This window comes from Pseudomonas sp. Sample_11 (assembly GCF_004307505.1).
GTDB classification, from domain to species: domain Bacteria; phylum Pseudomonadota; class Gammaproteobacteria; order Pseudomonadales; family Pseudomonadaceae; genus Aquipseudomonas; species Aquipseudomonas atacamensis.
In genome coordinates this window covers 246,615-267,215 of record NZ_RCOD01000049.1, presented here as the reverse complement: position 1 = coordinate 267,215, position 20,601 = coordinate 246,615, and the positions used below count along the sequence as shown (strand labels likewise).

At 61.1% G+C, this 20,601-nt stretch carries 20 protein-coding genes and 2 pseudogenes; 9 read left to right on the top strand and 13 right to left on the bottom strand.

Features of this window, described 5'->3' with window-relative positions:
* The first annotated feature begins 136 nt into the window (after positions 1-136).
* The 5 genes from D8U60_RS13970 to D8U60_RS13950 all read left to right on the top strand — a co-directional run bounded on the left by D8U60_RS13970 (position 137) and on the right by D8U60_RS13950 (position 4,906).
* A complete protein-coding gene (locus D8U60_RS13970) occupies positions 137-1,543 on the top strand; it encodes a hypothetical protein (RefSeq protein WP_016772613.1) in 1,407 nt (468 codons plus the stop codon).
* A gap of 206 nt (positions 1,544-1,749) precedes the next feature.
* Complete coding sequence (locus D8U60_RS13965; protein WP_016772612.1) at positions 1,750-3,144, top strand: hypothetical protein; 1,395 nt, start codon at positions 1,750-1,752, stop codon at positions 3,142-3,144.
* A 16-nt stretch (positions 3,145-3,160) separates the two neighbouring features.
* The gene (locus D8U60_RS13960; protein ID WP_016772611.1) at positions 3,161-3,532 is read left to right on the top strand and encodes a YcfL family protein; all 372 of its coding nucleotides are present in this window, start codon (positions 3,161-3,163) and stop codon (positions 3,530-3,532) included.
* A 36-nt stretch (positions 3,533-3,568) separates the two neighbouring features.
* Positions 3,569-4,156 (top strand): penicillin-binding protein activator LpoB, encoded by a 588-nt coding sequence (lpoB, locus tag D8U60_RS13955; protein ID WP_016772610.1) that lies wholly within the window; start codon positions 3,569-3,571, stop codon positions 4,154-4,156.
* Between the two features lie 3 nt (positions 4,157-4,159).
* Positions 4,160-4,906 carry a penicillin-binding protein activator LpoB gene (locus D8U60_RS13950; RefSeq protein ID WP_122698683.1) on the top strand — a complete coding sequence of 249 codons (747 nt, stop codon included), beginning with the start codon at positions 4,160-4,162 and terminating at the stop codon, positions 4,904-4,906.
* A 218-nt stretch (positions 4,907-5,124) separates the two neighbouring features.
* Here D8U60_RS13950 and rhtB read toward each other — a convergent pair whose 3' ends face one another.
* The 3 genes from rhtB to D8U60_RS13935 all read right to left on the bottom strand — a co-directional run bounded on the left by rhtB (position 5,125) and on the right by D8U60_RS13935 (position 8,395).
* Entirely contained in the window at positions 5,125-5,757 is a 633-nt protein-coding gene (gene rhtB / locus D8U60_RS13945; RefSeq protein WP_016772608.1) for a homoserine/homoserine lactone efflux protein, read from the bottom strand.
* 146 nt (positions 5,758-5,903) lie between these two features.
* Positions 5,904-6,485, bottom strand: a complete 582-nt coding sequence (locus tag D8U60_RS13940) for a mechanosensitive ion channel family protein (RefSeq protein WP_024014760.1) — start codon at positions 6,483-6,485, stop codon at positions 5,904-5,906.
* Positions 6,485-8,395 carry an ATP-binding cassette domain-containing protein gene (locus tag D8U60_RS13935; RefSeq protein ID WP_122751198.1) on the bottom strand — a complete coding sequence of 637 codons (1,911 nt, stop codon included), beginning with the start codon at positions 8,393-8,395 and terminating at the stop codon, positions 6,485-6,487. The genes D8U60_RS13940 and D8U60_RS13935 overlap by 1 nt, the downstream gene beginning before the upstream one ends.
* A 50-nt stretch (positions 8,396-8,445) precedes the next feature.
* Between D8U60_RS13935 and D8U60_RS13930 the strand changes: the two genes are divergently transcribed.
* Complete coding sequence (locus D8U60_RS13930) at positions 8,446-8,907, top strand: TIGR02444 family protein (RefSeq protein ID WP_110599882.1); 462 nt, start codon at positions 8,446-8,448, stop codon at positions 8,905-8,907.
* On the opposite strand, the gene D8U60_RS13925 is transcribed toward D8U60_RS13930, so the two are convergent.
* Positions 8,904-10,082 carry an AlgP family protein gene (locus D8U60_RS13925; RefSeq protein ID WP_130900317.1) on the bottom strand — a complete coding sequence of 393 codons (1,179 nt, stop codon included), beginning with the start codon at positions 10,080-10,082 and terminating at the stop codon, positions 8,904-8,906. The genes D8U60_RS13930 and D8U60_RS13925 overlap by 4 nt on opposite strands.
* A 192-nt stretch (positions 10,083-10,274) precedes the next feature.
* Here D8U60_RS13925 and D8U60_RS13920 point away from each other — a divergent pair, with 192 nt between their 5' ends.
* Positions 10,275-10,940, top strand: coding sequence for an FKBP-type peptidyl-prolyl cis-trans isomerase (locus D8U60_RS13920; protein ID WP_130900316.1), 666 nt, complete (start codon positions 10,275-10,277; stop codon positions 10,938-10,940).
* Positions 10,941-10,998: 58 nt separating this feature from the next.
* Here D8U60_RS13920 and D8U60_RS13915 read toward each other — a convergent pair whose 3' ends face one another.
* The 8 genes and pseudogenes from D8U60_RS13915 to D8U60_RS27880 all read right to left on the bottom strand — a co-directional run.
* Positions 10,999-11,457: an Rsd/AlgQ family anti-sigma factor gene (locus D8U60_RS13915; RefSeq protein ID WP_016772602.1), complete on the bottom strand. Its 459-nt coding sequence runs from the start codon at positions 11,455-11,457 to the stop codon at positions 10,999-11,001.
* Between the two features lie 181 nt (positions 11,458-11,638).
* Positions 11,639-12,190, bottom strand: coding sequence for a disulfide bond formation protein B (locus D8U60_RS13910; RefSeq protein ID WP_130900315.1), 552 nt, complete (start codon positions 12,188-12,190; stop codon positions 11,639-11,641).
* 216 nt (positions 12,191-12,406) lie between these two features.
* Positions 12,407-13,645: a heme biosynthesis protein HemY gene (locus D8U60_RS13905; protein ID WP_130900314.1), complete on the bottom strand. Its 1,239-nt coding sequence runs from the start codon at positions 13,643-13,645 to the stop codon at positions 12,407-12,409.
* Positions 13,642-14,784 carry a uroporphyrinogen-III C-methyltransferase gene (locus D8U60_RS27890; RefSeq protein WP_241663541.1) on the bottom strand — a complete coding sequence of 381 codons (1,143 nt, stop codon included), beginning with the start codon at positions 14,782-14,784 and terminating at the stop codon, positions 13,642-13,644. The genes D8U60_RS13905 and D8U60_RS27890 overlap by 4 nt, the downstream gene beginning before the upstream one ends.
* 36 nt (positions 14,785-14,820) lie before the next feature.
* A pseudogene (locus tag D8U60_RS27885) lies at positions 14,821-15,567 on the bottom strand (uroporphyrinogen-III synthase); the annotation flags it as partial.
* Entirely contained in the window at positions 15,564-16,505 is a 942-nt protein-coding gene (hemC, locus tag D8U60_RS13895; RefSeq protein WP_130900312.1) for a hydroxymethylbilane synthase, read from the bottom strand. The gene hemC and the pseudogene D8U60_RS27885, both read right to left, overlap by 4 nt.
* A 137-nt stretch (positions 16,506-16,642) precedes the next feature.
* Positions 16,643-17,389, bottom strand: coding sequence for a LytTR family DNA-binding domain-containing protein (locus D8U60_RS13890; protein ID WP_016772598.1), 747 nt, complete (start codon positions 17,387-17,389; stop codon positions 16,643-16,645).
* Positions 17,386-17,547: pseudogene (locus tag D8U60_RS27880) on the bottom strand (sensor histidine kinase); the annotation flags it as partial. The pseudogene D8U60_RS27880 and the gene D8U60_RS13890, both read right to left, overlap by 4 nt.
* A 311-nt stretch (positions 17,548-17,858) precedes the next feature.
* Here D8U60_RS27880 and argH point away from each other — a divergent pair.
* Complete coding sequence (gene argH, locus D8U60_RS13880; protein ID WP_016772597.1) at positions 17,859-19,253, top strand: argininosuccinate lyase; 1,395 nt, start codon at positions 17,859-17,861, stop codon at positions 19,251-19,253.
* A 119-nt stretch (positions 19,254-19,372) separates the two neighbouring features.
* Here the strand turns inward: argH and D8U60_RS13875 are convergent, their stop codons facing one another.
* Complete coding sequence (locus tag D8U60_RS13875; protein WP_122698689.1) at positions 19,373-20,032, bottom strand: glutathione S-transferase; 660 nt, start codon at positions 20,030-20,032, stop codon at positions 19,373-19,375.
* Positions 20,033-20,155: 123 nt separating this feature from the next.
* On the opposite strand from D8U60_RS13875, the gene D8U60_RS13870 reads away from it, so the two are divergent.
* Complete coding sequence (locus tag D8U60_RS13870) at positions 20,156-20,446, top strand: hypothetical protein (protein WP_122612295.1); 291 nt, start codon at positions 20,156-20,158, stop codon at positions 20,444-20,446.
* Positions 20,447-20,601: the final 155 nt, after the last annotated feature.

The window sequence follows — 20,601 nt, the reverse complement described above, 5'->3', positions numbered from 1 at the left end:
ACGGCAGCAGCGTTTGTCGCCGACTATTGCCGCACTGCCCGCTGCCGATTGACGCTCGATCAAGATCGCAGCCATTTGCCACCATCCACTTTATACTGCCCGCCCCAGAGCATTTGCGCGCAAGGAATCAACCTCAATGCGGAGTCTTCCGTTCGTTTTGCTGCTTTGCGTCGCTGTTCAGTTGAGCGGTTGTGCCGCCTATCGCAACTACGATCTTGAAATGCAGCAGACCACCGAGCAAATGACCCGGGGCAATCTGACCGGGGCTCTGGCACTGGTGGAAATGAACAACCCGTGGGAAGACAAGGATCTGCTGTATTACCTGGAAAAAGGCGCGATCCTCAGCGCTGGCAGTGCCCTGCCCGACAGCCAGGACGCCTGGCGCAATGCCGACCGGATGATCTTCCAGCGCGAGGAAGCCAACCCGTCCGGCGCGATGAAATTACTGGCGCGTTTCGGCGATGAAATGGGCACGATGCTGGTCAACGACAAGCTGCGGCGCTATGAAGGCTACGATTACGAAAAGGTCATGTTGACTACGCAAATGGCCTTGAACCAGCTATCCGTCAATGACTTTGCCGGCGCCCGCGCAGACATCAGGAAAACCCACGAACGCGAAGCATTGATCGCCCGCCAGCGTGAAAAGCAATACGAAGCGGCCGAGGAACAGGCAAAAGCTCAGGGCAAAATTCTCCATTACAAAGAACTGGAAGGCTACCCGGTCGCCTTGCTTGATGCGCCGCACGTCGTTGAGCTGAAAAACGGCTACCAAAGTGCGTTCAGCCACTATCTGGCCGGATTCACCTATGAAGCCCTCGGCGAGCGCGCCCTCGCGGCGGCCGGTTATCGTCAGGCGATCGAACTGCGGCCGGACATGCCCTTGCTGCAAAAGGCCCTGAGCAATCTCGACAAACCGCCAGCGAAAGCCGATGAAAGCGATGTGTTGCTGATTATCCAGAGTGGCCTGGCTCCGGCTCGCAGCTCAGTGCAAGTGCCGATCCCGGTTCGTCTGAACGAAACGCTGGTCATCATCGCGCCCATTTCATTCCCGGTGATGGTGCCGGACGCAGTTACGCCCAACTTCAGCCATATCACCGTAGACGGTCGCAAACAGCCGCTGGTGGTGATTAATAGCGTGACCGATATGTCCATGCGCACACTGCGCGACGACATGCCGCAAATCATCTCGCGGGCGATGTTCCGCGCCAACATGGCCGCCATCGGTCAAGCGCAGGAAAACGAGCGCAACCCGGCGAAAGCCTCGTTGATCGTCACTCAGCATGATCCGTTCGAAGAAGCCGACACCCGCACATGGCGAGCGTTGCCGGACAAGACTCTGGTCGCCCGCCTGCGCTTGAAGAAAGGCCTGCATACCTTCCGTTTTGCGCCTGCGTCCATCGACCACCCTTTTGAAATGCGCGTCGACCAAGACCGCCAGATTCTGCACCTGCGGGTATTCCGGGATCAGGTCTATACCGTCGGATCAGCCTTTGTACCGAATCAAAAACCCGCTTCGGATAAACCCGCTTCTGCGGAGAAGTGATGGCACCACATCTGAAAATGCACCCAAAAAGCTATTACATAGCCATCACGCCACGTTTATAATGCCGCGCCCTCGCCCAGCGAGCCGGCATCAAAAGCTCCTCACCCATGAGGAATTGGCAGGAGGCCAGCGCCGCCGTCGATAGGTCACACCAGCCCGACCAGCACACGCGGCTGCAAGTTTTGTTACTCAGGGAAGAAGTACCCATGGCATTCCGCGCTCCCATGCTGCTCGCGCTCAGCGCTGTCACGCTGTTGTCCGGCTGCGCAGCGTTTCGCAACTACGATTCCGAACTGGCCCAGACCAATCAGCAACTGGCATCCGGCAACGTCGACGCGGCGCTGACCCTGCTGGAAAAGAACAACACCGGCACCGACAAAGACCTGCTCTATTACTTCGAGAAAGGTGAACTGCTGCGCGCCAAGGGCGACCTGTCGGGCAGCCAGAACGCCTGGGGCAGTGCCGATCAGGTGGTCGGCCAGTGGGAAGACGCGGTCAAGCTCGACTCGGCCAAGTACCTGGCACAGTTCGGCAGCTTCATCGTCAACGACAAGGTGCGTCGCTACGAAGGCTATGACTACGAAAAAGTCATGCTGACCACGCAGATGGCCCTGAACCTGTTGGCGGTCAACGATTTCGATGGCGCCCGCACGGCGATCAAAAAGACCCACGAACGCGAAGCAGTGATCGCCGATCTGCGCGACAAGGAATACCTCAAGAGCGAAGAAGAGGCCGAGAAAGAAGGCATCAAGACCCAGTACAAGGATTTGCAGGGTTATCCGGTGGCCAGCCTCGACGCGCCGGAAGTGGTCGGCCTGAAGAACAGCTACCAGAGTGCGTTCAGCCATTACCTGGCCGGTTTCGTTTACGAAGCCCTGGGCGAGAAGGATCTGGCCGCGCCGGGTTATCGCAAGGCTGCCGAACTGCGTCCGAACACGCCGCTGCTCGAGCAGGCGCTGGTCAATCTCGACAAGCCTTCCAAATCCGATGACAGCGACATTCTCATCGTCGTGCAGAGCGGTCTGGCCCCGGCCCGCGACTCGATTCGTGTGCCGCTGCCGCTGCCGATTTCCAACAACGTGGTGATCACTCCGCTGTCGTTCCCGATCATCAAACCGGACACCTCCACAGCGCCGTTTGCGCAGATCGGCGTCGACGGCAAGCAAGTCGACCTGACCGCGCTGAACAGCACCACAGCCATGTCCCGCCGCGCTCTGCGTGATGACATGCCGGGGATCATCGTGCGCACCACCGTGCGCGCGATCACCAAAGGCGTGGCGCAGAAGCAGATCAACGAAACCAATCCGCTGGCCGGTCTCGCCGTGGGTATTTCTTCAGCGGTGCTTGAAGGTGCCGATACCCGCACATGGCGCACCCTGCCGGACAACACCCAAGTGGTGCGTCTGCGCCTGAAAAAAGGTGAGCATCAGGTTACCCTGCCGAGCGCCGTCGGCGGCTCGGTGGTCAAGGTCACTGTCGACCAGCGCTACCAAGTGATCAGCCTGCGTGCCGTGGGCAACCAGGTATTCGCTGGCGGCATCGCTGCTCACGTAATGCCGAGCGCTGCCGCGACCAACGTCGCCAGCCTCAAACAACCTTAAGAACGGAGTCTTTGCAATGCGCTTGAAGATCATCGCCGTCGCCGCCCTCGCCTTGCTGGCAGGCTGCGCCACCCCGCCACCGCCGGAGCCGGGCAGCGCCGCGAGCAAAGTCGTGGCCATGGGCCCGCAGAAACACATCGTCGTCGGCGCCATGCGCGTGGCTCGTGAAAACGGCTTCATGACCGTCAACGTGCAGTTGAGCAACACCCTCAACAGCAACAAGATTTTCTACTACCGCTTCGCCTGGCTTGGCGCCGAAGGTTTCCCGGTTGCCGAAGAAGAAGTGTGGAAAAGCCAGATGATGTACGGCGCCCAGACCAGCTTCATTCAGGCCATCGCGCCGACCCCGAAAGCCGTGGATTTCCGTCTGGAAATCAAGACGCCTTAAGCCCGCCACCCTATTTCTGATTGAGAGAGCTTTCTCATGTTTGCACGCTTTTCCTGCATCGCCGTCATCGCCCTGCTCGCCTCCGGTTGCGCCAACACCTCGCCGACCCTGGGCAGCAAGAACATCAGCTACGGCGACACCAAAGCGGTTGAAACCGTGACCAACGAATTCGGTTCGACCGACCTGCAAATGATCGCCGAGTCGATGACCCGCTCGCTGGCCCAGTCCGGCATCCTGCAGGGTCGTCCGGTAGTTCAGGTCTACGATGTGAAGAACAAGACCAGCGAGTACATCGACACCCGCGAAATCACCACCAGCATCAAGACTCAGTTGATGAAGACCGGTGTTGCGCGCTTCGCCAGCGACAACAATGCGATGCAGAGCCAGGTTGACCAGCTCAAGCTGCAAAACCAGAGCGGCCTGTACAAGAAAAGCACCGTGGCCAAGACCGGCAACATGGTTGCCGCCAAGTACCGCATCGAAGGCTCGATCAGCTCGATCGTCAAGCGCAGCAGCGACTACAAGGACGTCTTCTACAAATTCAGCCTGCAGTTGATCGACGTCGAAAGCGGTCTGGCCGAGTGGATGGACGAAAAAGAGATCCGCAAGACCACGGAGCGTTGATCGATGCGCACATGGATTGGCATGATGGCCCTGGCTTGCGCGTTCAGCGCGCAGGCGGCCCCGAAAGTGGCGGTGACGGATCTGGCGTATCAGGAGCGCGTGGAGCAATACATCCACATCGTTTCGGCGCAGAGCAATCACCGCGAGAGTTACTACAGCGCCAGTGGTTCTTCGAGCTACAACGAGATCGAAGCGACCACCAGCTATATCGAACAGGGCGAGTTGCGCAAATTCACCGGCGACATCAAGGGTGAAATCCTGCGTACCGGCATGTTCCAGCTGGTGCAGGGCACGCCGTATACCGCCTCATCCAAAGGCGATGTGTATGACGTGATCAGGCGCATCAAGGCCGGCAACTTCAAAGGCGCCGACTACGTGCTGTTCGGCACCGTGTCCGATATCGACTTCACCCAGGACATCAACGAGCTGGCGCACACCGACAGCTACTCGGCGGTACTGGGCCTGACGCTGGTGGCGGATTTCAGTCTGATCAACACCAGGACCTACGAGATCACCTCGGCCTTCACGGCGATGGGTGAAGCGCAGGACACCAAACTGGTTAACCATCGCGACATCAAGATCTCGCTGAACCGTCCGCGGGTGGTGCGTGAGGTGTCCAAGGCCTTGGGCGAAGACGTGGCCGGGCAACTGAGCATGCAGCTCGGAGGTGGTGACGGTTATGAGCAGCCGCGTGAAGCGCCGCAGCGCAACAATCTGCCGCGTGATACGGCACCGGTGATCTTACGCTGAGCCGGATCTGAGGACTTTTGTGGCGAAGGGCTCTGTGGCGAGGGGATTTATCCCCGTTGGGTCGCGAAGCGGCCCTCGCTATTGATTCAAGACGATTGGGACTGCTGCGCAGTCCAACGGGGATAGATTCCCTCGCCACAAAAGCTCGCTTGCCCCGATGTCTCGGTAGAAATGAAAAAGGCGACCTCTTGAGGTCGCCTTTTTTGTGCCCGAGCGTTTTACGCCGCCGCTTTGCGCAACGTCGCCATAAACGCCGCTGCGCCGATGAACAGCCCGGCAAAGGTGCGGTTCATGCGTTTCTGCTGCTTGGGCGTGCGCAACAGGCGCAGCACCTTCGACGCCAGCCCGGTGTAGCCGGCCATGACAATCAGGTCGACGAATACCATGGTCACGCCGATCACCAGATACTGAATCAGCAGCGGCGCATGGGGATTGATGAACTGCGGCAACACCGCGAGCATGAACACCAACGCTTTGGGGTTGCTGATGTTTACCAGAAAGCCGCGAAACACCAGGGCCAGTGGCTTGCCGATCGGCCGAACCGCGGCGTCATCGCTCATGTCCATGGGCAGCGCCCGCCATTGCTTGATTGCCAAATAAACCAGATAGGCAACGCCGAACCATTTGATCGCATGGAATGCCGTGGCCGAAGCGGTGAGCACAGCGCCAACCCCCGCGCCGACAATCGCGATCTGCACCGCCAGACCGATCTGCAGGCCCAACGCGTTCCAATAACCGCGCCAGAACCCGTATTGCAGACCGCTGGACATCGACGCGATGGCGCCCGCGCCCGGGGACAGGCTGATCACCCAGCAGGCGGCAAAAAATGCCAGCCATGTTTGAAGCTCCATCGCACACCTCGGCTGATGCTTGTGACAAGTCGTCAAAACTAATGCTGTTTGGGGCTAAAAGCAAAAGATCGCAGCCTTCGGCAGCTCCTACAGGGATCGTATTCCAAATGTAGGAGCTGCCGAAGACTGCGATCTTGCTGAAAAAGCTACTTCTCGAACCCGCTGGAAGGAAACACATCGGTCCCGCGCCAACGCCGCACCGATCGCTGGAAGAACAGGCTGTTCGGCACCTGCACCATGGCGCTGCCGGTGCCGAGTTCTTCGGCCTCGACCAGCGTGGTGTAGAGCAGATTGATTGCGATCACCCGGCCTTTGACGCCAGGCTTGTCGGTGGTGTCGACCAGCTCGACCACGTCGCCGAGGCGGAACGGCCCGACGGTGAAGATCAGAATGGCGCAGAGCAGGTTCGACAGCACGCTCCACATGGCGAAGAACGCCACCGCCGCCACCGCGACAAATCCCGACAGCGCCGTCCACAGCACCGTGGCCGAAACGCCGAGGCGCTCGAGCACGAAGAGCAGCGCGCTGCCCATGATCAGCCAGCGCAACACGCCACGCAGCGGCATCAGCAACTGCGGTGGGAACGGATAGCGCTCACCCAGGCGAGTTAGGCCTTTGGCGACGAAACGCTGGGTCAGGTAACCGGCCAGCAGAATCAGCAGAATCTGCGCGGTGAACCACAGCGGTTCGACCCACACCGCCGCAAAGGGCAGCTTGAAGGCTTCCATCAGGACAACGCCTCCAGCTCCGCCTGCATGCTTTCCAGGGTTTCCAGCGCTTCCATCCAGGCTTCTTCCAGCTCGGCTTCACGCACCTTCAATTTCGCCTGTTCGGCGAGCAGATCACGCAATTCATTCTTGCGCGCCGGCTCGTAGACATCGCTGTCACCCAGGCTGGCATCGACCTTGGCCAGTTTCTCGTGCAGCTTGCCCAGTTCGGCTTCAAGCTTGTCCGCCTCGCGCTTGTGCGGCGCCAGTTGCTGACGCAACGCTGCAGCCGCTTGGCGCTGAGCTTTCTTGTCGGTCTTGTCCGGGTTGACCGGCGTGTTGCTGACCGGCGCATTGCGCTGACGGTATTCCACCAGCCAACGTGCGTAGTCTTCGAGATCGCCGTCGAACTCTTCGACCTTGCCGTCGGCGACCAGATAGAAGTTATCGGTGGTGCTCTTGAGCAAGTGCCGATCGTGAGAAACCACCAGCACCGCACCGCTGAATTCCTGCAGGGCCATGGTCAGCGCCAGACGCATTTCCAGGTCGAGGTGGTTGGTCGGTTCGTCGAGCAGCAACAGGTTCGGCCGCTCCCAGGCGATCAGCGCGAGGGCCAGACGGGCCTTCTCGCCACCGGAGAAATTCAGCACCGGCTCATCGATGCGTGCGCCCCGGAAGTCGAAGCCGCCGAGGAAGTCGCGCAGGGTCTGCTCGCGCTCACCCGGCGCCAGACGCTGCAAATGCAGCAATGGGCTGGCCTTGGAGTCGAGCGAGTCGAGCTGATGCTGAGCGAAGTAGCCGACCACGGTATTTTCGCCACGGGTCAGGCGCCCGGCCAGCGGTTCGAGCTCGCCGGCGAGGTTCTTGATCAGCGTCGATTTACCCGCACCGTTCGGCCCAAGCAGACCGATCCGCGCACCCGGGGTCAGTTGCAGCTTGACCTTCTCGAGGATGGTCTTGTCGCCATAACCCAGGCGCGCATCGGACAAGTCGATCAGTGGGCTGGAGATCTTGGTCGACTCGCGGAAAACAAAGTCGAACGGCGAATCGACGTGGGCCGCCGACAATTCTTCCATGCGCTCCAGCGCCTTGATCCGGCTCTGCGCCTGACGGGCCTTGGTCGCTTGCGCCTTGAAGCGGGCGATGTAGCTTTCCATGTGCGCACGCTGCGCCTGCTGCTTCTCGTAGGCCTGTTGCTGCTGGGCCAGACGCTCGGCGCGGGCGCGTTCGAACGCGGTGTAGCCGCCCCGGTAGAGGGTCAGTTTGCGCTGATCGACATGGGCGACGTGATCGACCACTTCGTCGAGGAAATCCCGGTCGTGGGAAATCAGCAACAAGGTGCCCGGATAACTTTTCAGCCACTCTTCGAGCCAGATGATCGCGTCGAGATCCAAGTGGTTGGTCGGTTCATCGAGCAGCAGCAGATCCGACGGGCACATCAGTGCCTGCGCCAGATTCAGACGCATCCGCCAGCCACCGGAGAAATCGCCCACCTGACGGTCCATCTGCTCATTGGTGAACCCAAGACCGGCGAGCAGCTTGCGCGCCCGCGCATCGGCGGTGTAACCGTCGGCGCTGTCGAGTTCGGCATGCAGGCGCGCCAGTGCGGTGCCGTCATGGGCCTCCTCGGCGGCGGCAAGCTCGCGTTGCACCTCGCGCAGACGCAGGTCGCCATCGAGCACATAATCGACCGCCAGGCGCTCGAGGGTGTCGACCTCCTGACGCATGTGCGCGATGCGCCAGTCAGCCGGCAGCAGGCAGTCGCCCGAATCCGGGTGCAACTCGCCGCGCAGCAACGCGAACAGGCTGGATTTGCCGGCACCGTTGGCGCCGATGAGGCCGGCTTTGTGGCCGGCGTGCAGGGTCAGCTCGGCGTCTTCTAGCAGACGTTGCGGGCCACGCTGTAAAGTCAGGTTCTGAAGTCGGATCATAATGGCGGCGGAGTCTACCAGCTTCGCTCACAACTGGCGCGAGTAGCACGATGTCCTCTGACCTGTGGAGCTTTGCCCTTGATGTCTACGCCCGGCCGGGCGTGGAAGATGCCTGCCTGCAATTGCAAACGGCGGGCGCCAATGTCTGCCTGCTGCTCTGCGGTTTATGGCTGGAGCAGCGCGCGGTGGCGTGCGATGAACCGCGCGTACGTCTGCTCAAGGCCTTGACCGCGCCGTGGGATATCGAAGTGGTGCAGCCGCTGCGAACCCTGCGCATGCAATGGAAAGCGCGGGCCGTCGACGATGCGGTGGTGGCCGGCATGCGCGAGCAGATCAAATCACTGGAGCTTGAAGCTGAGCGCACCTTGCTGTCACGGCTCGAAGGTGTGGCGCAGGAGTGGACGCGCAACGATGCAGGTTCGGTGACCTGGCTTGAGGGCTTGGCCGGCAATGCCGCCAGCCTGAACCGCGACGCGCTGCAAGTGCTGCGCGTCGCGGCAACCGGCACTTAGGAAGCGCTGGTCGGGGTGCTGCTGACGTTCGACGAAGCGGCTGGCGCTGGCGCAGTCGAAGGGGTCGAGTGAGTGGCGGACGACGGTGCCGACGCAGCTGGAGCAGCCGGGGTAACGGCAGCGGCAGGCTTGGCTGCTGGAGCGGCAGCCGGTTTGGTCGCGGCCGGCTTGGCAGCTGCAGGCTTTTTCACCGCTGGTTTTGCGGCTGGCTTGGCGGCCGGTTTTGCAGCAGCGGCAGGCTTGGCAGCAGCTGGCTTGGCGGCCGGTTTCGCAGCGGTTTTTGCCGCAGGTTTTGCTGCCGATGTTGCGGCTGGTTTGGCAGCCGGTTTTACCGCCACTTTCGCAGCAGGTTTGGCGGCGGCCGGCTTGGCAGCAGGCTTCGCAGCGGCGGTCTTCGCAGCAGGTTTTGCTGCTGGTTTCGCTGCTGGTTTCGCTGCTGCTTTGGCAGCAGGTCTGGCGGCTGCGGTTTTCGCCGGTGCAGCTTTGCTCGCGGCCGGTTTTGCAGCGGCTTTGGCAGGGGTGGCTTTCACTGCTGGCTTGGCTGCAGCAGGTTTGGCTGCGGTGGTTTTAGCCGCCGGTTTTGCCGCGCTCGCCGCCGGCTTCTTCGCTGCAGTTTTCGCCGCTGGTTTGGCAGCCGCTTTCACTGGCGCCTTGGCCGCTGGTTTGGCGGCGGTTTTCGCGACAGCAGGTTTCGCCGCAGCGGTCTTCGCCGGGGCTTTGCTTGCAGCAGGCTTGGCAGCGACTTTCTTCGCTGGTGCTGCTGCCGGTTTGGCCGAACGCGACGACAGAACCTTGCCCACTGCTTCCTGCACGCGGCCAACACCCTGGGCCAGTTTCAGGCTTTCCTGGGCATCGCGCTTGAGTTGCAAAATGTAGCTGCGGGTTTCGGACTGACGATCTTTCAAAGCGTCGAGCAAGTCTTCGAGTTCTTTCACGGCAGCCTTGGCCTTGTTCTGTGCCTTGGCTTTGCCGGCGGTGGCGGCGTCCTGCAATTTGGTGCGCGATTTATGCAGTTTTTCCTGCGCCTTGCCGCGTTGCTTTTCCAGCTTGGCGAGCAGTTTTTCAGCATCAGCCAAGGCTTGCGAGCAAGCGTTTTCCAAATGCTCGAGCAGGCTGCCCGACAACTGTTGGAGTAAGTGCAACGGAGTATTTACAGGCTTCTTGGTGGCCGACATGGTTTACCTCCTGGCTGACGTGAGTGCGGCTCATACTAGACCTCTGCTGATACCGCCGCTAGGGCATGTTGACAGTATCTGCACCGTTGCGTTGCACCGAAGCCGAAATGTTCTGCGCGCGGGAAAAAGCAGTTCACCGATGCAGACGTTTGCACTGGCATAATCCCCCGCATCCCAGGTCGGAGAGTGCCCATGTCGCGCTACCTTATTTTGTCCCTCTGCGTGTTTTTTTCGGCGGCGCATGCCGATGAAAAAACCACGGCCAACGATGCTCATGATCTGGCTTACAGCCTCGGTGCCAGCCTCGGCGAACGGCTGCGCCAAGAGGTGCCGCAGTTGCAGATCCAGGCGCTGATCGAAGGTCTGCAACAGGCGTATCAGGGCAAGCCGCTGGCGCTGAGTGAAGCGCGTATCGAACAGATTCTGGCCGACCACGAATCGCGCAATGCCGAGCAGGCATCACGGCAATCGAGCGACGCGGCGATGGAAAACGAGCAACGCTTTCTCAGTGCGGAAAAAGCCAAACCGGGGGTGAAGGAACTGGCCGACGGCATCCTTCTGACTGAACTGGTTCCGGGCACTGGCGCCAAGGCCGGCCCGGACGGCAAAGTGCAGGTGCTGTATGTCGGCAAGCTGCCGGATGGCACCGTGTTCGATCAGAACACCCAGCCGCAATGGTTCAACCTCGACAGCGTGATCGCCGGTTGGCGCACCGCCTTGCAGAACATGCCGGTGGGGGCGAAATGGCGGCTGGTGATTCCATCGGATCAAGCCTATGGCGCCGACGGTGCCGGCGACCTGATCGCGCCGTTCACGCCTCTGGTTTTCGAAGTGGAATTGCGTGGCGCGACGAGCTGATCAGGCATAAAAAAACGGTGCGCTTTCGGGCGCACCGTTTTTTCATGAAGGACGTGGATCAGGCCTGAACCGGATCTTCTGCCTTGTGTGCCGTGTGCAGCACTTCGATCAGGCAGTCTTCAAGTTCGAAGCGCTCATGCAGCAAGCCGCCCAATTCCTTGAATTTCTCCGCAACGCATTTGCCTTCATCGCACAGGTCGTTGAACGCGAGCAGCTTCTCGGTAATGACGTCGATGCGCGGGTAGATGGTCTCGGCGAGTTCCAGACCGCGCTTGTCGTTGAACGCCTTGGCTTCGCCAGTCAGCTGTTCATAGATTTCGAAGTGCCCCGCCGATACGTAATCGACCAGCACGCCGCAGAATTCCTGCAAAGGCTTGCGGCTCTCGGACAGCGACTCAGGCTGCGCACCGAGCTTGTCGTAGGCGCCGATCAGCTCTTCACGCTCCTGCAACCAGCGGTCGATCAGCAGATGAACCCCACCCCAACGTTCCTGAGCATTCTGACAACTTTCGAGCATGGCGATCTCTCTTCCCTTGTGGGTCATGCTGCTCTACACCCGCGCCCCTGTTCTGATTTGACTGGAGGACGATCGGGCAGAGCGTCATCGAGCAACATAAATCCAATGACACGTGCCGGCCAGATTATGCCCGCACGCCTATGGCTTCAAGGTACGCAGGAGATAAAGTTCATACAAGTGTTTAATCCCTGACCAGCTGGTGGTGCGACGCTTCGTCGCTGACCGGTCGTTGCAGAGCGCTCCAGATCAGACGCAACAACTGATAAACCGCAAGGATCGACACGCCGACAAAAAACAGCAGGCTCCATTCCGGGATGCTCAAATCGAACAGTGTCCAGGAGATGTCCGCACAATCGGCGCCGCCGTTGAACATCCGTTGCAAGGCGCAGATCCACGGCAGGTCGCTGAACAGCGACTCCACGGTTGGCGAGCATTTGACCAGTTGCAGCATCGAGTCACTCTGGATCAACACCTGCCGCCACGCAGCGGTGGTTCCCCCCAGACTGGCGCCGAGTGCAAACAGCCAGTACCACCATAAGCCAACGCGCCGGGGGCCATGCACCGCCGCCACGCCGCAGCCGATGCACAGCAATGTGAGGAACAATCGCTGCACTAGGCACAGACTGCAAGGCGTCAGTCCGACCGCATATTCGAGGTAATAGGAAGCTCCCAGAGCAAAGGCCCCCGCAATGAAAGCCATGAAGAACAAGGAGCGTGAGCAGGCCAACGACATGGCTTTTCCGTAACAGTAGAGACAGACGGTTACGGTAGAGGAAAGCGTGTCAGCCTTTCAAGGCAAGGGCCTGCCGACAGTTCACCGCAGGTGTAGGGAAAACCCGACAGGCTCGATAGGAAACGGTGAAGCGCTCTGTAGGACTTTGTCTCTAGAGCGCAAAGAAGGGGAATTTTCGGACATCGAAGTGCACGAGGGAGCAACCTCCCTCGCCATTCAGACCTTCGCCGCAACCGGCAAAGGCGCCGCGAGCAGGCGTTCATCCAGCAGCCCCAGACCCTCCTGGAACAACTGATTGCTGCGCTCGGTATCGCCAAGCTGTGCAAGCAGACGGGCCAACTCCGCACAGGTCTCCGGATTGCGCTGCACGCGCAGACTGCTTTCCAGATAGTCGCGAGCCTTGCCCCACAGGCTGGTTTGCAGACACAGACGTCCAAGGGTCAGCAGCAGGCTCGGATCGGCCGGGTGCTCCTTGAGCCAGCCTTCGGCCGTCTGCAACTGACGCGCAGGATCACTGCCACGAACCAGTCCATAAAGCCGCGCCAGATGGCTGTCGTAATTGCGCTTGAGCGCTGTGCGCAGCACTTCTTCGGCCTCGACCTGAGCGCCAAGCTGACGCAATTGCTCGGCATAGGCCAGTACCAAGGGTGCTTCCTGACGCTGCGCCGAAGTCAGCTGTTCCCACGCCCGCTTGAGCGATTGCAGACCCACCGTACCGTCTTCTTCGCGATGCGCTGCCAAGGACAGGTTCTCACCCCAGGCGCGGCGCTCGAGTTCGGCCAGTTCCGCCGGCGGCAGGACCTTGTCCTTGCGCAGCTCCGGCAGCAGACGAATCACCGCCGGCCATTCGCCACGCTGCTGATGCAGACGTTGCAATTGACGCAATGTCTGCGCGCTGCGCGGATGCCGTTCATGCATTGCCTGCAAGGTCACCAGCGCACCGTCGGTGTCGCCACGATCGGTTTGCAGTTGCGCGTGACTGAGGGCGATCGCCAATTCGGCTTGCGGCTGACGCTCCAGCGCACGTTCGAGCAAACGATCACTTTCTTCGTACTGACCTTGCTCGTTCGCCGCACGGGCGGCGCCAAGGTAATACAGCAGTGGCTGACGCTCGGCTTCCGCTGCGCGGGTCAAATGCCGCTGCGCGCTGGCCCAGCGACCTTCAGCCAGATCCAGTTGGCCGTGCTCGATCGCCACTTGCACGCGGCGGCTGCGATTGCGTCGCGACCACGGATTGACCACGCCGGTGGAGGTCATCACCAGCTCGACCAGCACCTTGATCCCCCAGAACAGCAGCCACAGCACCGCGATCACCGCCAGGGTCGCCCACAGGCTCGATTCGTAGCGGAAGCTCTTGTACGCCATCAGCACGTAACCGGAATGCTCGGCAATCGCCAGGCCCAGCGCTGCCGTCGCGGCGATGACCAGAAACACGATTACATAGAGGCGCTTCATGGGGTCGCCTCCTGCGCAGCATTGGCGGCAGGCTTGGCGAACGGTTTCACCGATTCCTCGGCATTGACGTTACGTCGCTCCAGATACCCCTGCACCGCACTCAAGGTGCCGGCCAGATCCGGCGTCTTGACGGTGACCGGTTCCTTGCTCAGCTCGGCGACCTGTTCCAGCATGACTTTGCTTTGCGGATTGTCCGGGTTGAAATTGCCCTTGAGCACATCGCGTGCCTCGGCCAGCGCCTGGGTGTACACCGCCGCCTGACCGTTGAGCGCGGCCCACTGCGCCTGCTCCAGCGCCAGGCTCAGGGCCAGGCGCACCTGGCTCAGGCTCTGTCCGGCCAGCAGCGGTTTGACGTTTTTGTCAGCGTTGAAATCGATGCGGATATAGCGCGATACCTTGTCCCACCATTGCGCCCAGCGACTGGCGCCATCGCCATCGTTGGTCAGGCCCAGCAGCGACTCGCCGCGGTCCTTGTACTCCGGCGCCAGCTCGGTGAGGTCGATGACCTGATCGCGCAGCGCGCCGAGACGCAGGAACAGCCCGGTGCGATCCGGCTGTTCGGTGCTGCGCAAGGCGACCAGGGTTTTCGCCACTTGCTCGCGCGCGGCGAAGGAGCCCGGATCGTTCTGTTCACGGAGAATCTCATCGGCGCCCTGCACCAGTGCCTGGGCGCTGCTGATGTCCTGCAACGCTGAAAGGCGCAGGCTGGCCAGACGCAGCAAGTGTTCGGCCTCGGCCAGACGCCAGTCCTTGCGGCTGGCGCCAAGGACGGTTTCCAGACGTTGATTGAGGCGCTGCTGATCGCCCTGCAGTTGCGTGACCAGACGCTGGCGCTCGGCGAGTTCGTCCGCACCGGGCAACTGTGCAAGACGCTCGGTCAGACGCTGTTCGTTGAGCTTCAGACTCTGCGCCTGATCGTTCAGCGCCTGCACCTGACCCGACTGTTGCTGCGTGTTGCTCTGCAGGTGGCGCACCTGCCAGACACCCCAACCACCGATGGCGACACCGGCGGCGCCGAGCAGCAGGGCGACAATTGCCAGTCCATTGCCTCGGCGCGGCTCTTTGGCCGGTGGTGGAGTTTCAACCTGGGCATCAAGCGCAGGCTGGACGTCATCTTTTGGCAAGGCTGTTTCGCTCACGTATCCATCCTTTGCATTAGAAAACGGCACGGGACATTCCCGTAACGCCGTCAGCAAAGCCGCGGCACTTGCGCCGCGGCAATCCACAACTGTTTGAGCCCCGGCGGCACGTGCCAGCTCGGCGACCCTCGGGCTTGGAACAAACAACGGCAACTGCGCGATCTTCGGCCAGGCATCGCCGGCCATCTGCCGCAGGTGCTCGAAACCCTGTCCACTGCTGACCACCAGCCCGTTCAAGCGTTCCGCTTCGATCCGCCGTGGCAGCTCGTTTGGCGGGTAGGCTGGCAGGTCGCGGCGATACAACTCCAGATACTCGACACTAGCACCAAGCGCGCGCAGGCGCTCGGCGAGCAGTTCACGACCGCCCTCGCCGCGCAGGATCATCACCTTCGCGCCGGACTGGTCGAGCGCCTCGCGCAGACGCGGCAATTGCAGCAAGGCTTCACTGTCATCGCCGTCAGCCGGGAAGCTGACATCGAGACCATGCTCGCGAAGAATGCCTGCGGTCGCCGCGCCGACGCTGAACCACGGCATGCTCAACGGCGCCGTGCCTTGGGACTTGAGCAGATCCACCGCGATCCGCGCCGCCGGTTTGCTGACCACGATTACTGCGCTGCAAGCGGGCAATCGCGAAATCGCCTGGCGAATAGTGTCAGAGAGCGGCAGCGGAACAATGTCCAAAAGCGGCAGGCAACTGCTGAAAATCCCGTGCCCGGCCAACTGTTCGGCCAGCGCCGCGCAGTCGTCTGCCGGGCGCGTCAGCAGCAGGCGCCAGGCCGTCACTCGTGCCCCGCCTCGCCGTACACCGCTTTGAGAATGTCATCGGCGCCTTGCGTGAGCAGGTCTTCAGCGACCTGCACACCCAAGGTTTCCGCGTCCGCGCGCGGCGCCCGGGCTTCGGCACTGAGCAGCTTGCCACCACTCGGCTCGCCGACCAGACCGCGCAACCACAACTGCTCGCCTTCAAGCACGGCGTAGCAGGCGATCGGCACTTGGCAGCCGCCGTTCAAATGTTTGTTGAGGGCGCGTTCGGCGGTCACCCGCGAAGCGGTATCGGCGTGATGCAAAGGCGCGAGCAAGGCGTGAATTTCGTGGTCGGCGCTGCGGCATTCGATGCCGACCGCGCCCTGGCCACCGGCCGGCAGGCTGTCATCGACACTGATCGCCGATGTGATGCGCTCTTCGAAACCCAGGCGGATCAGACCGGCCGCGGCGAGGATGATCGCGTCGTACTCGCCGGCGTCGAGTTTGGCCAGACGGGTGTTGACGTTGCCGCGCAGGAAACGGATCTGCAGGTCGGGACGCCGCGCCAGCAATTGCGTTTGCCGACGCAGGCTCGAAGTGCCGACGATGGCCCCGGCAGGCAGCGCTTCAAGACTGGCGTAGGTGTTGGAGACGAATGCATCGCGCGGGTCTTCACGCTCACAGATGCAGAACAGACCCAGGCCTTGCGGGAAGTCCATCGGCACGTCTTTCATCGAATGCACAGCGATGTCGGCTTGGTTTTCCAGCAGCGCGGTTTCCAGTTCCTTGACGAACAGACCCTTGCCGCCGATCTTCGACAGTGGCGAGTCGAGCAGCTTGTCGCCGCGACTGACCATGGGCACCAGCGTCACCAGCAGGCCCGGGTGGGCCGCCTCGAGACGGGCTTTGACGTATTCGGCCTGCCAGAGGGCCAGCGCACTTTTACGGGTGGCGATGCGGATTTCGCGAGGGGACATGGAACAATCCGTACTGAATAGATACGGCGGATAATAACAGCTCAGTCAATTTCACTTTGACCTGAATCAGAACCGGCGCGGCCTCCCTGGCCTGCCATGCCGGATAAAAGAACACGAAAAGCCCGGTGAGGACCAGGTCAAAGCCCCTGCATCATCTTGCGCACACCGGCAACATGCCGCCGGCTGACAATCAGTGCATCGCCATTGAGGCCTTTGAGGAACAACTGGAAATGTCCCAGTGGCGTGCGTTGCAAGCGCTCGATGCGGTCGCGAGCGACCAGCGCATTGCGGTGGATACGCACAAAGCGTTCGCCGAATTCGTCTTCAAGGGCTTTGAGGGGTTCGTCGAGCAGCACCTCGCCGGCTTCGTGACGCAGGGTCACGTATTTGTGGTCGGCGATGAAGTAGACCACCTGATCCAGCGGAATCAGCTCGATGCCTTTACGGGTCCGTGCGCTGATGTGGCTGCGTGGGCCGTTGCCACTTTCGGCAGCGGGACGGGTCAGGGCCGAGAGTTGCGCCCGGTTGGGACGTTCAGCCCGCTTCAGGGCTTCATTCAAGTGTTCGGTTCGCACAGGTTTCACCACATAGCCCACGGCGCTGGCCTGCAGGGCTTCCACGGCAAATTCATCGGGACTGGTGCAAAACACCACGGCCGGCGGCGTCTCTCGTTCGCACAGTCGGGCAGCAACCTGCAGGCCATCGAGGCCCGGCATGCGGATATCGAGCAGCACGATATCCGGCTTGTGGCTGTCGATCAGCGCTAACGCCTCCTCGCCATTCGTGGCACTGGGCTCCAGGACTGTGTAACCCTCGAGCTCGCTCACCATACGGCTTAGGCGCTCGCGAGCCAGGGGTTCGTCATCAACGATCAGGACATTCATATTGCGCTGGATTCCTGCGTGAGTCTCGCACAAGGATAGCGTAGACAGGTGTAGTGACCTCCGTCACCGCGATCCACGCTAAGACTAGCCCGAGCGCCAAAAAGTGCCGTACGTCGGCCAGCAATATTTGCCAGCGTCCGGGTCGTACCGCTCGGAGCCCAGTGTTTCCTGCGTTTCTCACGGTGGGTGACCGTTGTACAACTCACCCGCCCCCTCTTCTTATAGCCAGTGGCCGGACCTTTGCATGATCCGCATTCGCACCGACCCTTATGTCCACTGTAGACGTTCGTCGGAACGATATTGCTCAATCAAAAAATATCCTTTTGTAAATTCCTTGCAGACCGCGCCGGACACGCCTGACACATCCGCGAAAAAACGTATCGACCGGTGTCAGCGACAGGATTGGCAACCCTGTTATTATCCGCGCCAGCGTTTCACGCCATTTCTTCAAGCCGATACGAGCGAATTCATGAGCACTGACAAGACCAATCAGTCCTGGGGCGGCCGCTTCAGTGAACCCGTCGACGCCTTCGTCGCCCGCTTCACCGCCTCCGTCACTTTCGACCAGCGCCTGTATCGCCACGACATCATGGGCTCGATCGCCCACGCCACCATGCTGGCCAAGGTCGGCGTGCTGACCGATGCCGAGCGCGACAGCATCATCGATGGCCTGAAGACCATTCAGGGCGAAATCGAGGCCGGCCAGTTCGACTGGCGCGTCGACCTCGAAGACGTGCACATGAACATCGAAGCACGCCTGACCGACCGCATCGGCGTCACCGGTAAAAAGCTCCACACCGGGCGCAGCCGCAACGACCAGGTCGCCACCGATATCCGCCTGTGGCTGCGCGATGAAATCGACCTGATCCTCGCCGAGATCACCCGCCTGCAAAAAGGCCTGCTGGAGCAGGCCGAGCGTGAAGCGGCGAGCATCATGCCCGGCTTCACCCACTTGCAGACCGCGCAGCCTGTGACCTTCGGGCACCACATGCTGGCCTGGTTCGAAATGCTCAGCCGCGACTACGAGCGTCTGGTCGACTGCCGCAAGCGCACCAACCGCATGCCGCTGGGCAGCGCCGCGCTGGCCGGCACCACTTACCCGATCGATCGCGAATACACCGCGCAACTGCTGGGCTTCGACGCCGTCGGCGGCAACTCGCTGGACAACGTTTCCGATCGCGACTTCGCCATCGAATTCTGCTCGGCCGCAAGCATCGCGATGATGCACCTGTCGCGCTTCTCAGAAGAGCTGGTGCTGTGGACCAGCGCGCAGTTCCAGTTCATCGATCTGCCGGACCGTTTCTGCACCGGCAGCTCGATCATGCCGCAAAAGAAAAACCCCGACGTGCCCGAACTGGTGCGCGGCAAGACCGGCCGTGTGTTCGGCGCGCTGATGGGCCTGTTGACCCTGATGAAAGGCCAGCCGCTGGCCTACAACAAGGACAATCAGGAAGACAAGGAGCCGCTGTTCGACGCCGCCGACACCCTGCGCGATTCGCTGCGCGCGTTCGCCGACATGATCCCGGCGATCAAGCCGAAACACGCGATCATGCGTGAAGCGGCACTGCGCGGTTTCTCCACCGCGACTGACCTGGCGGATTACCTGGTGCGCCGTGGCCTGCCGTTCCGCGACTGCCATGAAATCGTTGGCCACGCGGTGAAATACGGCGTCGACACGGGTAAGGATCTGGCCGAGATGAGCCTGGAAGAACTGCGTCAGTTCAGCGATCAGATCGAGCAGGACGTGTTTGCCGTGCTGACCCTCGAAGGCTCGGTGAATGCCCGCGACCATATTGGCGGGACTGCGCCGGCGCAGGTCAAGGCTGCGGTGGCGCGCGGCCAGGCCCTGCTGGCCAGCCGCTAGAAGCATCGCGGGCAAGCCCGCTCCCACAGGGTTCTTTGTGGAACACAATTTTGCGTTCGCCCCATAGCCCTGTGGGAGCTGGCTTGCCAGCGATGACTGACTTCAGAGCGCTACAAAATTCACTTCTTGGCAGCAATCATCGCCAAAAACGCCGGCATCGCCGCGTCTTTATCCGCCGCAATCTTCTGCACGTGCGGATTCTGCTCAAGCCGCTCCAGCAGCGCTTTCGCCTGCGGCATCTCGGCCAGCAGATCAATCCCGAACAGCTTCTGCCCGACCGCACAGGCCAGCGGCACGCTGTAGAGGAAATACAAATCGGCAATGCTCAGACTGTCACCCGCCACGTACGGGGCGAACTTGCCATGACGGCCCAGCGCCGCGAAGCCCAGCAGCAGCTCGGTCCGGGTCTTCTCTTTGATCGCCTCCGGCAATGTCATACCGAAAAACGCCTCGCCATAGCAGGCACGCCCCGGCAACTCGATGTACAACTCGATCTCCTTGGCAATTGCCAATACCTGCGCGCGCTCGAACGGGTCGCTGGGCAGGAGCGGCGTGCCCTTTTGTGCTTGTTCGAGGTATTCGAGGATGATCGCGGTTTCGTTGATATAGCCGGCGTCGACACCCAGCACCGGGACCTTGCCGCGCGGGCTGATCGCCAGTGACTCCGGGGTTTGCGCCGGGTAGAAGGTCACCTCTTCGAAGGGCAGGCCTTTTTCCAACAGCGCCAGTTTGACCATGTTGTAGTAGTTGCTGACAGCAAATCCGTAGAGCTTGAACATCACAGAGCCTCCAGGCCGTGCGGGGTGGGCAGTGCCTGTTTATAGATCGCCGCGGCGTTTCCCGCCAGCAGCATCACGCCGCTGAATGCGGGTAAACTGGCGCCTTTCCCTGAGGAGCCTGCCATGAGCGAGCCGACAGATATCGTCAACGATGACGACGAAGAAGCATTCACCGAAGCGACGCTGATCGAAGCCATCGAGAACCAGATTGAAAGCGACAACCCGCCGGCGGCCAAGGCGACGTTGAACAAGCTGACTTTGGTCGGCATGGACCGTGAGGAGATCCTCAATCTGATGGCCCACGTGCTGGCTTTCGAAATTGACGCGATGCTCGATGAAGATCGCCCGTTCGACACCCAGTGGTACGAAGCGGCACTGCGCGCTTTGCCAGAGCTGCCACCGGAAAAGCTCTAAGATCAAAAGATCGCAGCCTTCGGCAGCTCCTACACCGATCTCCTGTAGGAGCTGCCGAAGGCTGCGATCTTTTTTATGCGGACTACACTGGAATTCGCCTCAAGACAAAATCCCCTGATCCGAGCACTGGACATGCTGCACCAGCGGGTTCACCT